This is a genomic window from Brevundimonas sp. UBA7664, from assembly GCF_002483305.1.
GTDB lineage: Bacteria > Pseudomonadota > Alphaproteobacteria > Caulobacterales > Caulobacteraceae > Brevundimonas.
On sequence record NZ_DLHQ01000036.1, the window covers coordinates 12,191 to 27,828 of the forward strand.

20 protein-coding genes are annotated in these 15,638 nt (G+C 68.2%); 11 read left to right on the top strand and 9 right to left on the bottom strand.

Annotated features, from left to right (window positions below):
* Window positions 1–822 precede the first annotated feature (822 nt).
* Window positions 823–1,842, top strand: a complete 1,020-nt coding sequence (locus tag B2742_RS08600; RefSeq protein WP_292065128.1) for a S1/P1 Nuclease — start codon at window positions 823–825, stop codon at window positions 1,840–1,842.
* A 5-nt stretch (window positions 1,843–1,847) separates the two neighbouring features.
* Window positions 1,848–2,621 (top strand): RNA methyltransferase, encoded by a 774-nt coding sequence (locus tag B2742_RS08605; RefSeq protein ID WP_292065131.1) that lies wholly within the window; start codon window positions 1,848–1,850, stop codon window positions 2,619–2,621.
* 152 nt (window positions 2,622–2,773) lie between these two features.
* Here the strand turns inward: B2742_RS08605 and cobB are convergent, their stop codons facing one another.
* Window positions 2,774–3,493, bottom strand: a complete 720-nt coding sequence (cobB, locus tag B2742_RS08610; RefSeq protein WP_292065133.1) for a Sir2 family NAD+-dependent deacetylase — start codon at window positions 3,491–3,493, stop codon at window positions 2,774–2,776.
* A gap of 60 nt (window positions 3,494–3,553) precedes the next feature.
* Here cobB and B2742_RS08615 point away from each other — a divergent pair, with 60 nt between their 5' ends.
* From B2742_RS08615 to B2742_RS08625, 3 genes are all read left to right on the top strand, one after another.
* On the top strand, window positions 3,554–4,660 hold the full coding sequence (locus tag B2742_RS08615; protein ID WP_292065135.1) for an S-(hydroxymethyl)glutathione dehydrogenase/class III alcohol dehydrogenase: 1,107 nt from the start codon (window positions 3,554–3,556) through the stop codon (window positions 4,658–4,660).
* Window positions 4,660–5,301 (top strand): immunity protein Imm33 domain-containing protein, encoded by a 642-nt coding sequence (locus tag B2742_RS08620; protein ID WP_292065137.1) that lies wholly within the window; start codon window positions 4,660–4,662, stop codon window positions 5,299–5,301. The genes B2742_RS08615 and B2742_RS08620 overlap by 1 nt, the downstream gene beginning before the upstream one ends.
* Before the next feature lie 67 nt (window positions 5,302–5,368).
* Window positions 5,369–5,752, top strand: a complete 384-nt coding sequence (locus tag B2742_RS08625) for a VOC family protein (protein WP_292065138.1) — start codon at window positions 5,369–5,371, stop codon at window positions 5,750–5,752.
* A gap of 32 nt (window positions 5,753–5,784) precedes the next feature.
* On the opposite strand, the gene B2742_RS08630 is transcribed toward B2742_RS08625, so the two are convergent.
* Entirely contained in the window at window positions 5,785–6,135 is a 351-nt protein-coding gene (locus tag B2742_RS08630) for a hypothetical protein (protein ID WP_292065140.1), read from the bottom strand.
* Between the two features lie 141 nt (window positions 6,136–6,276).
* Here B2742_RS08630 and fghA point away from each other — a divergent pair, with 141 nt between their 5' ends.
* The 6 genes from fghA (at window position 6,277) to B2742_RS08660 (ending at window position 10,452) form a co-directional block, all read left to right on the top strand.
* Window positions 6,277–7,110: an S-formylglutathione hydrolase gene (gene fghA, locus B2742_RS08635; RefSeq protein WP_292065142.1), complete on the top strand. Its 834-nt coding sequence runs from the start codon at window positions 6,277–6,279 to the stop codon at window positions 7,108–7,110.
* A gap of 3 nt (window positions 7,111–7,113) precedes the next feature.
* Window positions 7,114–7,344: a hypothetical protein gene (locus B2742_RS08640; RefSeq protein ID WP_292065144.1), complete on the top strand. Its 231-nt coding sequence runs from the start codon at window positions 7,114–7,116 to the stop codon at window positions 7,342–7,344.
* 87 nt (window positions 7,345–7,431) lie between these two features.
* Complete coding sequence (locus B2742_RS08645; protein ID WP_292065147.1) at window positions 7,432–8,046, top strand: superoxide dismutase; 615 nt, start codon at window positions 7,432–7,434, stop codon at window positions 8,044–8,046.
* 123 nt (window positions 8,047–8,169) lie between these two features.
* Window positions 8,170–9,120 (top strand): MBL fold metallo-hydrolase, encoded by a 951-nt coding sequence (locus tag B2742_RS08650; RefSeq protein ID WP_292065150.1) that lies wholly within the window; start codon window positions 8,170–8,172, stop codon window positions 9,118–9,120.
* Between the two features lie 159 nt (window positions 9,121–9,279).
* The gene (gene rpsD / locus B2742_RS08655; RefSeq protein WP_284222255.1) at window positions 9,280–9,897 is read left to right on the top strand and encodes a 30S ribosomal protein S4; all 618 of its coding nucleotides are present in this window, start codon (window positions 9,280–9,282) and stop codon (window positions 9,895–9,897) included.
* Between the two features lie 168 nt (window positions 9,898–10,065).
* Window positions 10,066–10,452 carry a hypothetical protein gene (locus B2742_RS08660; protein ID WP_292065152.1) on the top strand — a complete coding sequence of 129 codons (387 nt, stop codon included), beginning with the start codon at window positions 10,066–10,068 and terminating at the stop codon, window positions 10,450–10,452.
* Window positions 10,453–10,465: 13 nt separating this feature from the next.
* Here the strand turns inward: B2742_RS08660 and B2742_RS08665 are convergent, their stop codons facing one another.
* The 7 genes from B2742_RS08665 to B2742_RS08695 all read right to left on the bottom strand — a co-directional run bounded on the left by B2742_RS08665 (window position 10,466) and on the right by B2742_RS08695 (window position 15,537).
* Window positions 10,466–11,530 (bottom strand): sensor histidine kinase, encoded by a 1,065-nt coding sequence (locus B2742_RS08665; RefSeq protein WP_292065154.1) that lies wholly within the window; start codon window positions 11,528–11,530, stop codon window positions 10,466–10,468.
* A gap of 368 nt (window positions 11,531–11,898) precedes the next feature.
* On the bottom strand, window positions 11,899–12,324 hold the full coding sequence (locus tag B2742_RS08670) for an acyl-CoA thioesterase (protein WP_292065157.1): 426 nt from the start codon (window positions 12,322–12,324) through the stop codon (window positions 11,899–11,901).
* Entirely contained in the window at window positions 12,324–12,692 is a 369-nt protein-coding gene (gene grxD, locus B2742_RS08675; protein ID WP_292065159.1) for a Grx4 family monothiol glutaredoxin, read from the bottom strand. The genes B2742_RS08670 and grxD overlap by 1 nt, the downstream gene beginning before the upstream one ends.
* A 72-nt stretch (window positions 12,693–12,764) precedes the next feature.
* Window positions 12,765–13,685: an aldo/keto reductase gene (locus tag B2742_RS08680; RefSeq protein ID WP_292065161.1), complete on the bottom strand. Its 921-nt coding sequence runs from the start codon at window positions 13,683–13,685 to the stop codon at window positions 12,765–12,767.
* A 4-nt stretch (window positions 13,686–13,689) separates the two neighbouring features.
* Window positions 13,690–13,944 (bottom strand): BolA family transcriptional regulator, encoded by a 255-nt coding sequence (locus B2742_RS08685; protein ID WP_292065162.1) that lies wholly within the window; start codon window positions 13,942–13,944, stop codon window positions 13,690–13,692.
* Window positions 13,945–14,014: 70 nt separating this feature from the next.
* Window positions 14,015–14,530, bottom strand: a complete 516-nt coding sequence (locus B2742_RS08690) for a GNAT family N-acetyltransferase (RefSeq protein ID WP_292065164.1) — start codon at window positions 14,528–14,530, stop codon at window positions 14,015–14,017.
* Window positions 14,527–15,537 (bottom strand): N(4)-(beta-N-acetylglucosaminyl)-L-asparaginase, encoded by a 1,011-nt coding sequence (locus B2742_RS08695; RefSeq protein ID WP_292065166.1) that lies wholly within the window; start codon window positions 15,535–15,537, stop codon window positions 14,527–14,529. Before B2742_RS08695 ends, B2742_RS08690 begins: the two co-directional genes overlap by 4 nt.
* Between the last annotated feature and the right edge of the window lie 101 nt (window positions 15,538–15,638).

The following is a 15,638-nucleotide window of genomic DNA, read 5'->3' on the forward strand; positions in this document are numbered from 1 at the left end:
CCCCGCTGTCCGCTCCCGACCCATTGCGGACGCTCGGAAGCGACACGATAAGTGGACCGACACGACCTTAGGAGAGCCCCATGGGCGCAGCGATAGTGTGGATCGCATCAGCCCTAAGTGCGGCTGTTGCCGCTTACGCCAGCTTTGTGGGTTTTTGTGAAGCCCGGCGTGCGTGGGGGAGAGCCAAGGTGTGGCAGTCTGTTGGGTTCGTGATGTTTGGCGTTTTTGCAGGTTTGACAGCTTGGGCATTTATCGCCGGAGCGATGCAAGGTCGATATCTGGGGACTTGATCGCGGCAGAGTCCGCCCTCCACCCATTGCGGACATTGCCCACCCTGAGCCAAGCTGCTGGTATGGCAAGCCTGACCACATATTCTTTCCGGGATACGGCGTTCAGCCCCAGCGGCGATACTTACGTTTGCATCGTTGAGCGTGAAGCCTTGAAAGCGTTCATGTCTCCGGAGGAAGTGGCCGCAGCTTTCAGCGGGCAGGTGGTTTACCGGCGTGGGCTTTTCATCCGCTACGTTGGGGTTTGGGGGCGAAGGAATGGAAAGCGGCTTCGACGTTTCCTCTCAGAACGGGGAGCCACGGTCGCCATTGTCCGAGGTAAGCCAACCGGCGCGCGCAGAGCCATGTTCAGCACCCGGGCAGTCCGCGAACGGATACGGACGATTGCGGCTGTAAGAACCTGAGGGGCGAGCGTCCGCTATCCCCCCATAGCGGACCTTCGGAACGTCCGCTTTCGGGCGGGCATCAAGCCTTTGCCAGGCGCCCCGCCAAAGCCCCCTCCCGACGCGCGTGGGAATGCGCTACGACGCTCCCCATGAAACGCATCCTCATCGCCGCGGCCGTCCTGACGCTTGCCGTCATTCCGGCAACCGTCTCCGCCTGGGGCAATACCGGGCACCGGCTGATCGGCATGGCGGCCGTGCGCGGCCTGCCCGACGACCTGCCCGCCTTCCTGCGGACGCCGGGCGCGGCGGCCGAGGTGGGCGAGCTGGCCCGCGAGCCGGACCGCACCAAGGGCGGCGGCCAGCCGCACGACCGCGAGCGCGACACGGCCCATTTCGTCGACATGCTGGACGATGGCCGGATCATGGTCGCCGAGGGACCGTCGATCGACGCCCTGCCGCGGCTGAAGTCGGAATATGACGCGGCCCTGATCGCGGCGGGCAGTGATGTCGATGACGCCGGCTATCTGCCCTACGCCATCATGGACGGCTATCAGCAGCTGGTCCGCGACCTCGCCACCTGGCGCGTGCTGTACGCCGCCGAGGGGCGCGAGCGCGACCCGGGCAAGCGGGCCTGGTACCGCGAGGACCGCATCCGCCGCGAGGCCCTGATCCTGCGCGACATGGGCTATCTGGGCCACTACGTCGGCGACGGCGCCCAGCCGCACCACACGACGATCCACTACAACGGCTGGAACCGCGACACGCCGAACCCCGAGGGCTTCACGACGTCGCGCCAGACGCACGGCGCGTTCGAGGGGGCGTTCACGTCGCGCGTGGCGCGGCTGGATACGGTCGAGGCGGCGATGGCCGCCCCGGCGCTGGACGGGTTCGACCTGCGGGCGCGCGTGCCGGCTTACCTCCGGGCGACGCTCACGCAGGTGACGCCCTTCTATGTGCTGGAGAAGGCCGGCGGTTTCGCCGAGAGCGACGCGCGCGGCGGGGCCTTTGTGACGGCGCGGCTGGCGGCGGGGGCGTCGGAGCTGCGCGATCTGTTCGTGCTGGCCTGGCGGGACTCGGCCGATGACGAGATCGGCTGGCCCAAGGTGAAGGTGGCCGAGGTCGAGGCCGGAACCGCCGATCCGTGGCTGGCGATGTACGGGGACGATTGATCTCCTTGAGCGCGCCCACACCCCCCGTCATCATCCTCGACAAGTCGCAGATGGCCGAGAACATCGGCGCGGTGGCGCGGGTGATGGCCAATTTCGGCTTGTCCGAGCTGAGGCTGGTCAGCCCGCGCGACGGCTGGCCGCAGGAGCGGGCCTGGGCCACGGCCTCGGGCGCCGACTGGGTGCTGGACGGGATCCGGGTGTTCGACAGCGTGGCCGAGGCCGTCGCCGACCTGAACACGGTGTTCGCCACCACCGCCCGGCCGCGGGAGACGCGCCAGCCGGTGCGCACGCCGCGCGAGGCGGCGCGGGCGCTGTATGACGACCGGGCCTCGGGTCTGGGCGTCGGCCTGTTATTCGGGGGCGAGCGGGCGGGGTTGGAGACCTCGGACATCGCCCTGTGCCAGGGCATCGTCACCATCCCGATCGATCCGCGCCACCAGAGCCTGAACCTGGCCCAGGCCGTGGCGATCAACGCCTATGAGTGGCGGACGCTGGTCCTGGACGCCCCGCCGCCGAATTTCCGCGAGGGCGAGCCGCCGGCGTCGGGGGCGCTGATGCTCGGTATGTACGAGCATCTGGAGACGGAGCTGGACGCCGCCGGCTTCTTCCATCCGCCCGAGAAATTCCGCTCGATGAGCCAGAACCTGCGGGTGATGCTGGGCCGGGCGGCGTTCACGGCCCAGGAGGTCGCCACCTTCCGCGGGGTGATCACGGCCTTGTCCAAGGGGCGGGGACGGGTGCTGGCGCGGCTGGCGAAGAAGGCGGCCAGCGAGGGCTAGCTTTCTGATCCGCTCATCCCGGCGAAAGCCGGGACCCAGTGCTTTGGGCGAGCGGTTCGTCCGAAAATGGACAGCCGCCAATCCCGGAGCACCCGCGCCAAGCTGGACAGAACTGGGTCCCGGCTTTCGCCGGGATGAGCGGAACTGGGGGGTTATCGGGCCAGCAGGGTCTCCACGAACGCCGGCACGACCTCGGTGGCCGGGCCGTGGCGGACCTCGTCGAACCGGTCGCTGATCTGCGAGGGCTCGAGGTTCAGCTCGACCGTGCGGGCGCCCGCGCGTCGGGCCAGTTGTACGAACCCGGCGGCGGGCCAGACAGCGCCGGAGGTGCCGATCGAGACGAACAGGTCGCACCGCGTCAGCGCCGCCTCGATCCGGTCCATGTGCAGGGGCATCTCGCCGAACCAGACGATGTGCGGGCGCAACCGGCCTTGCGGATGGTGCGGCGAGGGCTCGTCGGGGGCGAGGTCGCCGGGCCAGTCGCAGACGCGGCCGGTGCGGGTGCAGTGGGCCTTGAGCAGTTCGCCGTGCATGTGGATCAGCTGAAAGCCGGGGGCGGGCGGGGTTTCGGCGTGGGCGCGGTCGTGCAGGTCGTCGACGTTCTGGGTGACCAGCAGGAGCTCGCCGTGCCAACGGGCGGCGAGCTCGGCGAGGGCGCGGTGGGCGGCGTTGGGGTGGACGGTCGCCAGCTGGCGGCGGCGGCGGTTGTAGAAGTCCTGGACCAGGGCCGGGTCGCGGGCGAAGGCCTCGGGGGTGGCGACGTCCTCGATGCGATGGCCCATCCACAGGCCGTCGGCGGCGCGGAAGGTGGGGACGCCGGACTCGGCGGAGATGCCGGAGCCGGTGAGAATGACGAGGTTTTGGTGCGCCATGCGGTTCCATAGCATCGGCGGTCTGTCCTAGAAGAGCGGCAACGCACAGGAGCCCCGCCCATGAAAACCCGCGCCGCCGTCGCCTTCGAGGCCAAACGTCCGCTCGAGATCGTCGAGGTCGATCTGGAGGGGCCGCGGGCCGGGGAGGTGCTGGTCGAGATCAAGGCGACGGGCATCTGCCACACCGACGCCTATACGCTGGACGGACTGGACAGCGAGGGCATCTTCCCGTCGATCCTCGGCCATGAGGGCGCGGGGGTGGTGGTCGAGGTGGGGCCGGGGGTGACCTCGGTGGCCGTGGGGGACCACGTGATCCCGCTGTACACGCCCGAGTGCCGGCAATGTAAAAGCTGCCTGAGCCGCAAGACCAATCTGTGCACGGCGATCCGGGGGACGCAGGGCAAGGGGGTGATGCCCGACGGGACCTCGCGCTTCAGCTACAAGGGGCAGGCCATCGCCCACTATATGGGCTGTTCGACCTTCTCGAACTTCACCGTCCTGCCCGAGATCGCCCTGGCGAAGATCCGCAAGGACGCGCCGTTCGCGAGCGCCTGCTACGTCGGCTGCGGCGTGACCACGGGGGTGGGCGCGGTGGTCAATACGGCGAAGGTGGAGCCGGGGGCCAACTGCGTCGTCTTCGGCCTCGGCGGCATCGGGCTGAACGTCATCCAGGGGCTGAAGATGGTCGGGGCCGACATGATCGTCGGCGTGGACATCAACGACACCAAGGAAGAGTGGGGCCGGCGGTTCGGGATGACGCATTTCGTCAATCCGAAGAATGTGTCGGACGTGGTGGCGCATCTGGTCGAGATGACCGGCGGCGGGGCGGACTACACCTTTGACTGCACCGGCAACACCACGGTGATGCGTCAGGCGCTGGAGGCCTGCCATCGCGGCTGGGGCGAGAGCATCGTCATCGGCGTGGCCGAGGCGGGCAAGGAGATCGCGACGCGGCCGTTCCAGCTGGTCACCGGCCGGGTCTGGCGCGGCTCGGCCTTCGGCGGCGCGCGGGGTCGTACGGACACGCCGCGGATTGTCGACTGGTACATGGACGGCAAGATCGAGATCGATCCGATGATCACGCATACGCTGCCGCTGGAGCGGATCAACGAGGCGTTCGACCTGATGCATGCGGGGGAGAGCATCCGCAGCGTGGTGGTGTTCTGATGTGGACCGGGCCGGGGTACGAAATCAGAGACCCCCGCCCGATCGCTGCGTCGGCTCCCTATACCTTCTTCATGCCTTCCGAGGCGGAAGTCGGGTCCATTGGCCTTGACGACTGGATTCAGGTCATCATCGCGGCCGTACCGCCAAGCGCCAAATGGGAGGCCGAGCGCCTTTGGTTTGCCGTGACGTCAACCTCGGACGAAGCCATCAAGGCCCGCCTCGAGTCTGAGCCCCGCGACATTGGAGCCTTGCCGAAGGGGAGCGTCATTGCGGTTCCCAGGGCGGCCGTGATTGACGTGATCTTCAAGGACGGGCGACCTCTTCCGCCCGGGGGGCGGCAATATTGGGATCGCTGTTTCGTCGACGCGATCGTGCTGCGGCGCAGACAAAAGGTCGACTACATCTATCGCGAGGAGCCCGAAGGTCGCGAGGCGGACCGCGACCCTGACAGTGGTTGGCGAATTCGGGCGAGCCAGGAAGGCGTTACCGCCAAAGAGATTGAAGAACTGGGCGTGGAATACGTGGCTCTGGGGAAGGTGCTCAATGTGGACGACAGCTGGCTGCACCTGATCGACGCGCCTGTAGGGTCCCGGTTCTTCCGGGAGGGGACTGCGGGGAAGTGGAGCGCGGAAACGCCATAAGCCGCATTGCGTCAGCCCGTCAGTCCTTTAAAGAAACTATCTCAGTAGCAGAGGCAGGGAGGCCACCATGTTCACTCACATCACCGTCGGCGCGAACGACGTCGAGGCGTCGCGGAAATTCTATGATGCGGCGCTCGGCGCGCTGGGCCACGAGCCGGGGCAGGGGCCGGACCCGAAGGGGCGGTACTGGTGGCGGACGCGGATGGGCGCCTTCGCGGTCGGGGCGCCGATCGACGGCGAGCCGGCCTGCCACGCCAACGGCGGCACCATCGGCTTCGCGGCCAAGTCGGCCGAGATGGTCCAGGCCTTCCATGACGCGGGCGTGGCGGCGGGCGGCACGGCGATCGAGGATCCGCCCGGCGAGCGCAACGGTCCGTTCGGCACGCTGAACCTGGCCTATCTGCGCGACCCCTCGGGTAACAAGGTCTGCGCGCTGCACAGGGTGGGATAGGCCGGTTCGCCCGCGGGCGGCGGCTTCCTTGCTCAAGCCAGGCTGGCGAGGGCCAGTCCGCCCGCCAGCGCCAGCAAAGGCCATCCGATGTGGCGGCCGCGCGTCAGGATCACGTCCAGGATTGCGGTCGCCAGATAGGCCAGGCCGATGACGAGGATCTGGGCTCGCGTCGGTCCGAGCCACAGCATGGCGGCCGTCACCACCATGAGGACGGATGTAAGATGCCATGCGCCGCGAATGACCTGTCGCGCCAGATCGGAGGCCGTCACGCCGTCGCTGCGCGCCAGAAGCGGGATGATCAGCCGTCTTTCACCCACGATTGAATGGGTCAGCGCCGTAGCGATCATCGCGACCGAAGCGCCGATCAGAAATCCGGAGTTCATGCGATCCCTCCCTGTCCGCGAGGACGACCATAGAGTCCCCTGAGCCGGTCCTCGGTGCGGCATGTCGTCCAAGAGCAGGCGACAGGGTGTATAGCGCTCTGGAAACGGATTCCCGCCCCAGCGGGCACAGGCGGAGTTGAGATGCAGGTCACCAAACAGCACCAGGTGCACGGCGGCACGCTGCGCTATCTGAAGCACGACAGCGCCACGACCGGCACGCCCATGACCCTGTCGGTCTTCGTGCCGGCGGGCGAGGGACCGTTTCCGGTGCTGATCTGGCTGTCGGGCCTGACCTGCACCGAGGACAATTTCACCACCAAGGCCGGGGCCTATGCGGCGGCGGCGGCGCATGGGGTGATCATCGTCGCGCCCGACACCTCGCCGCGCGGCGAGGGGGTGGCGGACGATCCGGCTTATGATCTGGGGCAGGGGGCGGGCTTCTATGTCGACGCCACCGAGGCGCCGTGGGCGAAGCATTTCCGCATGGAGACCTATTTCGTCGAGGAGTTGATCGGGCTGATCGACGCGGAATTCCCGACGACCAAGGCGCGGTCGATCAGCGGGCATTCGATGGGCGGGCACGGGGCGCTGACGCTGGCGCTGCGGCATCCGCATCTGTTCCGGTCGGTGTCGGCCTTCGCGCCGATCACCTCGCCGACGCGGTGTGCGTGGGGGGAGAAGGCGTTCACCGCCTATCTGGGCGACGACCGGGAGACGTGGGCGGCGCACGATGCGGCGCGGCTGATCGAGGACGGGGTCGGGGCCGGCTGTTACGACGACATCCTGATCGACCAGGGCGACGCCGATCCCTTCCTGGTGGAGCAGCTGAAGCCGGAGTTGCTGGTCGCGGCGGGCGAGGCGGCGGGGCAGACGATCAGCCTGCGGATGCAGCCCGGCTATGACCACTCCTATTTCTTCATGGCCAGTTTCATCGCCGACCATGTGGCGTTCCATGCGGAAAGGCTTAAGGGCTGAGCCATGACCGACGCTTCCGCCGCCCACGCCGATATGTTCGCCGCCCTGTGCAAGGAGGTCGGCTTCTGCCTGCACCCCAAGGGCGAGAAACGGGTGCTGGAGGCGCTGCCGAACGGGCTGGATGCGGCGACCCGGGCGGTGTTCGACGCCGAGGGCGTGGATTTCGCCTCGGCCACGGGCGACCTGCGCCGGGCCGTGCGTGACTGCCTGAAGGCCCATCTGCCGCAGGCCTGACCGGAACGAATCCGCCTGCCTCGCCTTGGGTTCGGTGAACGGGCGCCTAGATGAGGGCTCCCCGAAACCCGTCGAAGGAGCCTCCCCATGGCCTTTACGCTTCCGCCCCTCCCCTATGCCTATGACGCCCTGGAGCCGGCCATCGACAAGGAGACGATGACCTTCCACCACGACAAGCATCATCAGGCCTATGTCGACAATCTGAACAAGGCCGTGGACGCCGACAGCGCCCTGCAGGGCAAGTCGCTGGAAGAGTTGTTCGCCCATATTTCAAAGGCGCCCAAGGCGGTGCGCAACAACGGCGGCGGGCACTGGAACCACAGCCTGTTCTGGGAGCTGCTGGCCCCCGTCGGCGAGACCGGCGAACCCTCGGCTGAACTGGCCGCCGCCATCGACCGCGACCTAGGCGGGATGGACACGTTCAAGGAGGCCTTCAACGCCGCCGGGGCCGGGCAGTTCGGCTCGGGCTGGGCCTGGCTGATCGTGCAGGACGGCAAGCTGAAGGTCACCTCGACGCCGAACCAGGACAATCCGCTGATGGACGTGGCCGATGAGAAGGGCGCCGTGGTGCTGGCCGCCGACGTCTGGGAGCACGCCTATTATCTGAAATACCAGAACCGCCGGCCCGACTATCTGAAGGCCTTCTGGACGGTGGTGAACTGGAACAAGGCCAACGCACTGTTCGCCGCGGCGACGGCCTGAAGTCGCTGACGCCAGCCGGACCGTGCCGAAAAATCAGGCAGCGGTCTGGCGGGCGTCGTCGGTGATCCTATGTGCAGCGTAACCGTATCAGGGACTGGTCCCGATCGTTGGGAGGCTGACATCATGAAGGCGCATACGACCCTCGCCGCTGCGAGCCTGGTGCTCGCCACCTTGCTGGGCGCCGCCGCCTGCTCTCCGGGCGCGGACACCAAGGAGCCGGCGTCGGCTGCAGCGGTTCCGGCCGCGAGCGCCGACGTCTATCCGTTCAAGGTGGGCGAACTCGACGTCGTCGCGCTGCGCGACGGCGGCATGAGCGGCGTTCCCAACGACAACAAGGTGCTGGGCGTGGGTCGCACGCCGGCCGAAGTGGCGGCCGTGCTGACCGCCAACGGCCTGCCGGGCGACAGCTTCAGTCTGAGCGTCCAGCCCCTGCTGGTCCGCGACGGCGCGCGGGTCGTACTGCTGGACGCGGGCGCGGGCAACAGCTTCGGGCCCGGTGCGGGCAAGCTGCCGGCCTCGCTGGCCGCGGCTGGCGTGCAGCCGGATCAGGTCACCGACATCCTGATCTCGCACAGCCACGGCGACCACGTGGTCGGCCTGGTCAACGCCACCGGAGGTCTGACCTTCCCGAACGCGACCATCCGGATGGCGGCGGCCGAGTGGGCCTTCCTTCAGGCCAATACCGAAATGGCTGCGCTCGTCGCCGCGATCACGCCCAAGGTCCAGACCTTCCAGCCCGGCGCCGCCGCACTGACGCCGTCGATCTCTTCGGTGGCCATCAACGGCCATACGCCCGGTCACATGGGTTATGAGATCAAGTCGGGAACCGACAGCCTGCTCTACATCGGCGACGCCATGCACCATTCGGTGGTCTCGGTTCAGCGCCCGGAATGGCAGATCGCCTTTGACACCGACGCGCCGACGGCCACCGCGAGCCGCGAAGCCCTGCTGGAGCGGGCCGCCGCCGGGAACCTGCGGATCTACGCCGTCCACTTCCCCTTCCCGGGGCTTGGCCGGATCCAGCGCCGGGACGACGGCTTCGTCTGGGCGCCGGAACCCGCGGCCCAGCCGTAAGGCCGGACTTGACGAAAGGGGGGCGGGCCTTCATAAGCCCGCCCTTCACGCATCCGGCCCGCCGGGCGCGCGAACCACTACGGACGATGCGTGGACCGCCGTTGAGATCGTCTCTCCAGTTGGGGAGGGACCGGGCCGCATCACGAAGAAGAGTGACACATGTCCAAGCGCCATAGCGCCAAGTACAAACTCGACCGGGTCATGGGTGAAAACCTGTGGGGTCGCGCCAAGTCCCCCGTCAACAAACGCTCGTATGGCCCCGGCCAGCACGGCCAGCGTCGCAAGCAGAAGGTCTCTGACTTCGGCCTGCAGCTGAAGGCCAAGCAGAAGCTGAAGGGCTACTACGGCAACATCACCGAGAAGCAGTTCGCCGCGACCTACGAGGAAGCCTCGCGTCGCAAGGGCAACAGCTCGGAGAACCTGATCGGCCTGCTGGAGTCGCGTCTCGACGCCCTGGTCTATCGCGCCAAATTCACCCCGACCGTCTGGTCCGCCCGTCAGTTCGTCAGCCACGGCCACGTGACTGTGAACGGCAAGAAGGTCGACATCGCGTCGTACCGTCTGAAGGTCGGCGACGTCGTCGAGGTCAAGGAAAAGTCCCGCAACATGGCGCTGGTGCTCGAAGCCCAGCAGTCGTCGGAACGCGACATCCCGGACTACATCGAAATCGGCGACCGCGGCTTCTCGGTCCGCTTCGTCCGCGTGCCGGAACTGGCTGACGTGCCGTTCCCGGTGAAGATGGAGCCGAACCTGGTCGTGGAATACTACTCCTCGTAAGGGCGCTATCGTTCGCCGCGCGGCGGCTCACGGCTTGAGCGCGCGATGCAGAACTTCAGAGAGGCCCCGGAGCGATCCGGGGCCTCTTCGTATTCCGGATGCGGCCTTCCCTTGGCGGGCGAACAGGCGCATTTTCCATGGATCAGGGTTCGGCGCGGGAGGCCGGAGATGAAACGGATCGCTACGCTGGCCGCCGCCATGGCCCTGACCGCCGTCCTGCCCGGCTGCGCCGCCCTGCAGCGGTTCGCGGGCGGGCAGGGGACGCCGGAGGCCGACCTGCCCGGACAGGTCGAACCCGTCCATGCCGCGGTCATCGCGCGGGATCAGGCGGTGTTCTGGGTCACCTCGAACGGCTGCACGGCCAAGGAGGACATCACCCCGGTGGTGCGGTCCTCGAACGACGGCCCGATCATCACCCTGCGCCGCATCAAGGAAGACCGCTGCCTCGAGACCCGGCCCGACGGGACGGAACTGCGCTGGTCGTTCGAGGAGCTGGGACTGGCGCCCGGATCGCGTCTGTCGGTCGAGAATCCCTACCAGTTGCCGCCGGCCTGAGGGTCGCCGAAAATCAGACGGCCCGGCCGGCCATGGCGTCCGCGTCGACGGCGCTGATCTGGCTGTGGACGACCGACACGGTGGTGCCGGGATGGCTTGCGACCACCTGGACGCGGGCATTCAGCTGGTTGGCCAGGGCCTCGACGATGCTGGTGCCCAGGCCGGGCGTCTGGCTCTCGCGGTCCCGGGGCATGCCGACGCCGTCGTCGGCGACCGCCAGGGTCCAGTTGGGACCGTGCGCCTGATAGCTGACGGTGATCCGGCCGCGACGGCCGCCGGGGAAGGCGTGTTTCAAGGAATTGATCACCAGTTCGGTCACGATCAGGCCCAGGCTGACCGAGATGTCAGCGTTCACGGCGCTGTCGTCGCAGTCGACATGGAGCGACAGCTGATCGTGATCGCGGATCATCGAGGCGCCGACGCTGACGCACAGCTGGTCGAAATAGGGCCTCAGGGCCACCTCGCCGAGCCGGGAGACGGCCAGCTGCTGCTGCAGGGCGGCGACCGACATGACGCGGCTGTGGGCGTCGGTCAGATGGGTGCGGGTCTCTTCGGACTGGGACTTGCGCGCGCTCTGCAGGATGACGCTGGCGATGATCTGAAGGCTGTTGGCGACGCGGTGCTGGACCTCCTGCAGCAGGATGGCCTTTTCGCGCAGGAGATCGTCCTTGAGCTTTTCGTTGGCCCGGATCTCGGTGACGTCCGACAGACCCAACAACAGGCGGACATCGGCGTCGTCGCCGTAGGCGAGCAGATGGGCGTTCAACAACAGGTTACGTGCGCCCAGACGCTGGCTCTTCAACTCAAGCTCATAGGCGTCGACAGCAGCCCCGCCGGACAGGGTGGCGGTCAGCAGGGACCGGAGCCGGGGCAGGTTCCACTCGCCGTCGCCCAGGGCGAGGAAGGGTTCGCCCGCGGCCCCCTTGGGATCGATCCCGAAGGCGGTGAAGAAGGAGGCGCTGGCGGCGATGACGTTCAGGTCGCCATCCAACAGAACAAGCGGCGCTGTCGATGATCCGACCACGGCCATGGCCAGGCTTAGAGAACTGTCGGGATGTAGCAGCGTGGGGGCAGCCAAGGCTGTCCCTCCAAATAGTTACCGGAGGCTCGCGGAGCGAAAGCCTTACCCGTCTCAGATTGTAAGCAAACAAAGGCAGTCCGGATTCCTGACCGGACGCCAGATGAAATAGGTGTTAGCATGTATTGGTTGCGTCGCTTCCATGAAATCGCTCGTTCGGGTGCGTGGCTTGAGGCGGAACCAACTCCCCGACAACCCGGTTCGGGCAGCAATGTTTACGGTGGCGCAGTGCCTGGCCAAGGCGGCGGAGCTCGAACAGCGGGCGGCGGAACCGTCTGCGCCGGACGTCCGCGACGAGTTTGCGGCGATGGCGCTGCAATGGCGTCGGCTGGCGGCCCGGGCCGAGATTCAGGACCGGAGAGCCGCGGCTATCGCTCGAACGCCTCAAGCATAGTCGCGGGGATGCGGTGCGGCCGCATCGTCGTCGCGTCGACCAGCACCCATTCCGAGACGCCCTGGGCGCAGACGCGGCCCTCGCCGTCCTCGATCCGGACATAGCGGTTGAAGCGCGGGCCCTGCGGGTCGCCGACCCAGGTGCGGGCGACGACGCCCCGGGCCTCGGGCGGCAGGGGACGGAAATAGTCGACCTCGTGCCGGGTCGCGACCCAGGACCAGCGGGCGCGGGTGGCCTCGTCGAAACGGGCGTTCCAGTGGGCCGTGCCGGCGTCCTGAAGCCAGCCGACATAGACGACATTGTTGACGTGGCCATTGTCGTCGATGTGCTCGGGGCGGACCTCGAGCGGGACGACGAAGATTTCGCGGTCGGGGCGGGGTTCGAGGACCGCGCGCGCCATCAGGCGTCGGCTTGCTCGCCGAGGGCCACGCCCTTGTCGGCCATCAGGGCCTGGAGCTCGCCAGCGTTGAACATCTCGCGCACGATGTCGGAGCCGCCGACGAATTCGCCCTTCACATAGAGCTGGGGAATGGTCGGCCAGTCGCTGAATACCTTGATGCCGTCGCGCAGGGCCTCGTCCTGCAAAACATCGACGCCGATGAATGACGCGCCGATGTGGTCGAGGATCTGCACCGCCAGCGACGAGAACCCGCAGCGCGGCGCGTCCGGCGTGCCTTTCATGAACAACACCACGTCGTGCTGCTTCACCGTGTCGCCGATGAAGGCGTGGACGGGGTCGGTGGGGGCGGTCACGACTTGATCGGTCACGGGATGCTGGCCTTATCAGTGAAGGCCGTCAGGTATGGACCGCGGACCGAAGGGTCAAGGGCGGCGCGGCGATCAGGCCGCCTTGGCGCCGGCGACCCGGGCCATCTCGATCTGGGCCGACAGCCCCGGCGGCATGTCGCGGTCCGGCACCTGGGACAGGGTGTTGAGCCGCTCGATGTCGCTGGCCTCGATCATGACGCTGGACACCGACGGGTCGGTCAGGGTGTAGGCCAGGCAGATGGCCTCGGCCGACCAGTTGTTGGTGCGGTGCAGAAAGGCGAAGGTGCCGGCGTGGGCCAGCGGGCCCTCCTTGGGCTTGGGGGCGCCGCCGAAGCCGAAGAACCCCTTCTTCTCGACATGGACCGTCGCGGCCTTCTTCGCGGTGTTCAGGCTGTCGGGGAAATAGCCATGCACGAAGATGGCCATGTCGGCGTCGCGCGCGGCCCGCAGGCGCGAGCGGACCTGCCAGCTGGCGTTGACGTGGAAGGGCGTGGCCAGGACGTCGAAGGCGCCGGTCGAGACATAGGTGTCCATGACGTCGCCGTCGCCCGAGATGCCCAGCAGCCGCACCCGCTCGGTGGCGCGCAGGGCCTTGAGCGCATTCAGGGTCGATTGCGGCAGTTCGTGATCGCCGGGCTCGTCGAGGATGGCCAGGTCGAAATATCCCAGACCCGAGGCGTGCAGCGCCCGGTCGATGGCCGAGGTGATGCCCTCGGCCGAGAAGTCGCGGTCCGAGCCGCGCCGCCCGTCGCCGGCCCCGAGCGTCAGCGACACCTGCACCAGCTTGCGGTCGACGTGCTTCAGCGCCTCGCCCAGCACCTCGGCCAGGACGGGGTCGGCGGTCTCGAGGCGGTAGGAGTTGATGCCGGCTTCCAGCGCCGAATAGATCAGTTCGCGGCCGGCCTCGGGGCCGCCGGCGATGTCGCGGGCGCCGAGGCTGAGGGTCAGGGCCGAGACGGCCTGTCCGGACACGCCGAAGGGACGGTAGCGCATGGTCTCAGTCTCCCGCCGGGTTTGAAGGGGGCGGCGCGGATGTCTCGAGCGCCAGCGCGTGCAGTTCGCCGCCCATCTGGCCCTTCAGCGCGGCATAGACCAGCTGGTGCTGGCGCACGCGGGGCAGACCGGCGAAGGCCGTGGAGACGATCCGGGCGCGATAATGGTCGCCGTCGCCGGCCAGATCGTCGATGACGATCTCGGCGTCGGGAAAGGCTTCGGTCAGATGGCCGCGAAGCGTTTCTACGGGCATGGGCATGGAAGGCGCGGTCTCCGGAGGCTCCGCGAATGATGGCGCGTAAACCTTAATGGCTGACTACGTTTCCGGCCTAGCGGGCGCTCCGTTCGAGCAGGGTCACCGCCTCGCCCTTGTAGGTCGTCTCGACATAGGGCGCGTAGCGGGCGCGCGCCGCCAGGGCGAGCGACGGGGCGTTGTCCGGCGAGATCATGCAGACGGTGCGCGGCGCGTTCAGGGTGTCGTCGCACCAGGCCAGCGCCGCCGACAGGGCCTCGAAGGCCAGACCCTGGCCCTGGAAGCGGGGATGCACGCCCCAGCCCAGTTCGGGGGCGTCGAAGGCGGGCTCGACGACGCGGCGGAAGTCCAGCACGCCAACCCCGCCGACATGCTCGCCGGTGTCCTTCAGGCGGACGGTCCAGCTGCCGTGACCGAGGGCCTCCCAGTGGCCGATGTCGCGCAGCAGCCGGAACCAGACATCCTCGCCGCTGAGGGGCTCGGGGAAGATGTGCTGGATGAACTGGGGTTCGGACCACAGGGCGCGCAGGTCGTCGTAGTCGGAGACGGCGACGGGGGTCAGGGTCAGGCGTTCGGTGATCAGGGTCGTCATGGGGTCTCGAACAGGGCTGCGGCGCGCGCGATGCGGGTCTGGCCGCTTGTGTCGGTCACGGCGTAGGTGAAGCCGGGCTGGAGCGCAAAGGCGCCGGCGCGCCCCTGTTTGTCGAGGGCGAGCAGGGCGACCTGCGAGGCCGCGACCTTCGTGCCGCGCAGCCGGGCCAGCCGCTCGATCACGCTGCGGCAGGCGGCGGTCGGGTCCATGCCGTGGCGCATGGCCTCGACCACCGCATGGGCCCCGGCGACGCGGACGACATCCTCGCCGACGCCGGTGGCCGTCGCCCCGCCGACCGCGTCATCGACATAGAGGCCGGCGCCGATGAGCGGGCTGTCGCCGACCCGGCCGCGCATCTTGAAGGCCATGCCGGAGGTGGTGCAGGCCCCGGCCATGCGCTGGTCCGCGCCGATCGCCAGCAGGCCGATGGTGTCGTGGTTTCCCGGGCCGCCGGGCATGGCGCGCCAGTCGGTGTTTTCGCTGTTGGGCCGCGGGGCGTAGTTCGCGGTCTTGAGCCATTCACGCCATGCGGCCTCGGCCGCCGGCGTCAGCAGGTTTTGAGTCTCGAACCCCTGATCGACGGCGAAGCTTCGGGCGCCCTCGCCGACCAGCATGGTGTGGGGCGTGCGCTCCATCACCCGCCGGGCCACGGAGACGGCGTGAACCACGTCCTCCAGGGCGCAGACGGCGCCGATGTCGCCGTTCCAGCCCATGATGCAGGCGTCCAGGGTGACCCGGCCGTCGCGGTCCGGCAGGCCGCCGTAGCCGACGGAGGAGTTCGTCTCGTCGGCCTCGGCCACGCGACCGCCGGCCTCGACCATGTCCAGCGCCGAGCCGCCGTTCGCGCGCGCCGCGAGGCCGGCGGCGTTGGCGGCGGCGCCGAAGTCCCACGTCGAGACCATGATGGCGGGTGCGGCGGGCCGGGCGGCAGCCGCGTCTCCGAGGGCGGCGACCGGGGCGGCGGCCAGCAGGGTCCGGCGGGAGACCGCGGGTGGTCGGAATTCCATGGGAGCAGACACCGTGCGCCAATTTCGGACGCCCGAGCCTACCCGCGAGTGAGACCCTTCAAAAGAGGCTGAAGGCGCCGTCAGGAATTGCCGATTTGCGT

Bases quoted from the DNA above. Each gene is read 5' to 3' on its own strand.
- B2742_RS08600 (WP_292065128.1), top strand. From the start codon at position 823: ATGAAACGCATCCTCATCGCCGCGGCCGTCCTGACGCTTGCCGTCATT.
- cobB (WP_292065133.1), bottom strand. From the start codon at position 3,493: ATGGCGCACCAAAACCTCGTCATTCTCACCGGCTCCGGCATCTCCGCC.
- B2742_RS08615 (WP_292065135.1), top strand. From the start codon at position 3,554: ATGAAAACCCGCGCCGCCGTCGCCTTCGAGGCCAAACGTCCGCTCGAG.
- B2742_RS08620 (WP_292065137.1), top strand. From the start codon at position 4,660: ATGTGGACCGGGCCGGGGTACGAAATCAGAGACCCCCGCCCGATCGCT.
- B2742_RS08625 (WP_292065138.1), top strand. From the start codon at position 5,369: ATGTTCACTCACATCACCGTCGGCGCGAACGACGTCGAGGCGTCGCGG.
- B2742_RS08630 (WP_292065140.1), bottom strand. From the start codon at position 6,135: ATGAACTCCGGATTTCTGATCGGCGCTTCGGTCGCGATGATCGCTACG.
- fghA (WP_292065142.1), top strand. From the start codon at position 6,277: ATGCAGGTCACCAAACAGCACCAGGTGCACGGCGGCACGCTGCGCTAT.
- B2742_RS08640 (WP_292065144.1), top strand. From the start codon at position 7,114: ATGACCGACGCTTCCGCCGCCCACGCCGATATGTTCGCCGCCCTGTGC.
- B2742_RS08645 (WP_292065147.1), top strand. From the start codon at position 7,432: ATGGCCTTTACGCTTCCGCCCCTCCCCTATGCCTATGACGCCCTGGAG.
- B2742_RS08650 (WP_292065150.1), top strand. From the start codon at position 8,170: ATGAAGGCGCATACGACCCTCGCCGCTGCGAGCCTGGTGCTCGCCACC.
- rpsD (WP_284222255.1), top strand. From the start codon at position 9,280: ATGTCCAAGCGCCATAGCGCCAAGTACAAACTCGACCGGGTCATGGGT.
- B2742_RS08660 (WP_292065152.1), top strand. From the start codon at position 10,066: ATGAAACGGATCGCTACGCTGGCCGCCGCCATGGCCCTGACCGCCGTC.
- B2742_RS08670 (WP_292065157.1), bottom strand. From the start codon at position 12,324: ATGGCGCGCGCGGTCCTCGAACCCCGCCCCGACCGCGAAATCTTCGTC.
- B2742_RS08680 (WP_292065161.1), bottom strand. From the start codon at position 13,685: ATGCGCTACCGTCCCTTCGGCGTGTCCGGACAGGCCGTCTCGGCCCTG.
- B2742_RS08685 (WP_292065162.1), bottom strand. From the start codon at position 13,944: ATGCCCATGCCCGTAGAAACGCTTCGCGGCCATCTGACCGAAGCCTTT.
- B2742_RS08690 (WP_292065164.1), bottom strand. From the start codon at position 14,530: ATGACGACCCTGATCACCGAACGCCTGACCCTGACCCCCGTCGCCGTC.
- B2742_RS08695 (WP_292065166.1), bottom strand. From the start codon at position 15,537: ATGGAATTCCGACCACCCGCGGTCTCCCGCCGGACCCTGCTGGCCGCC.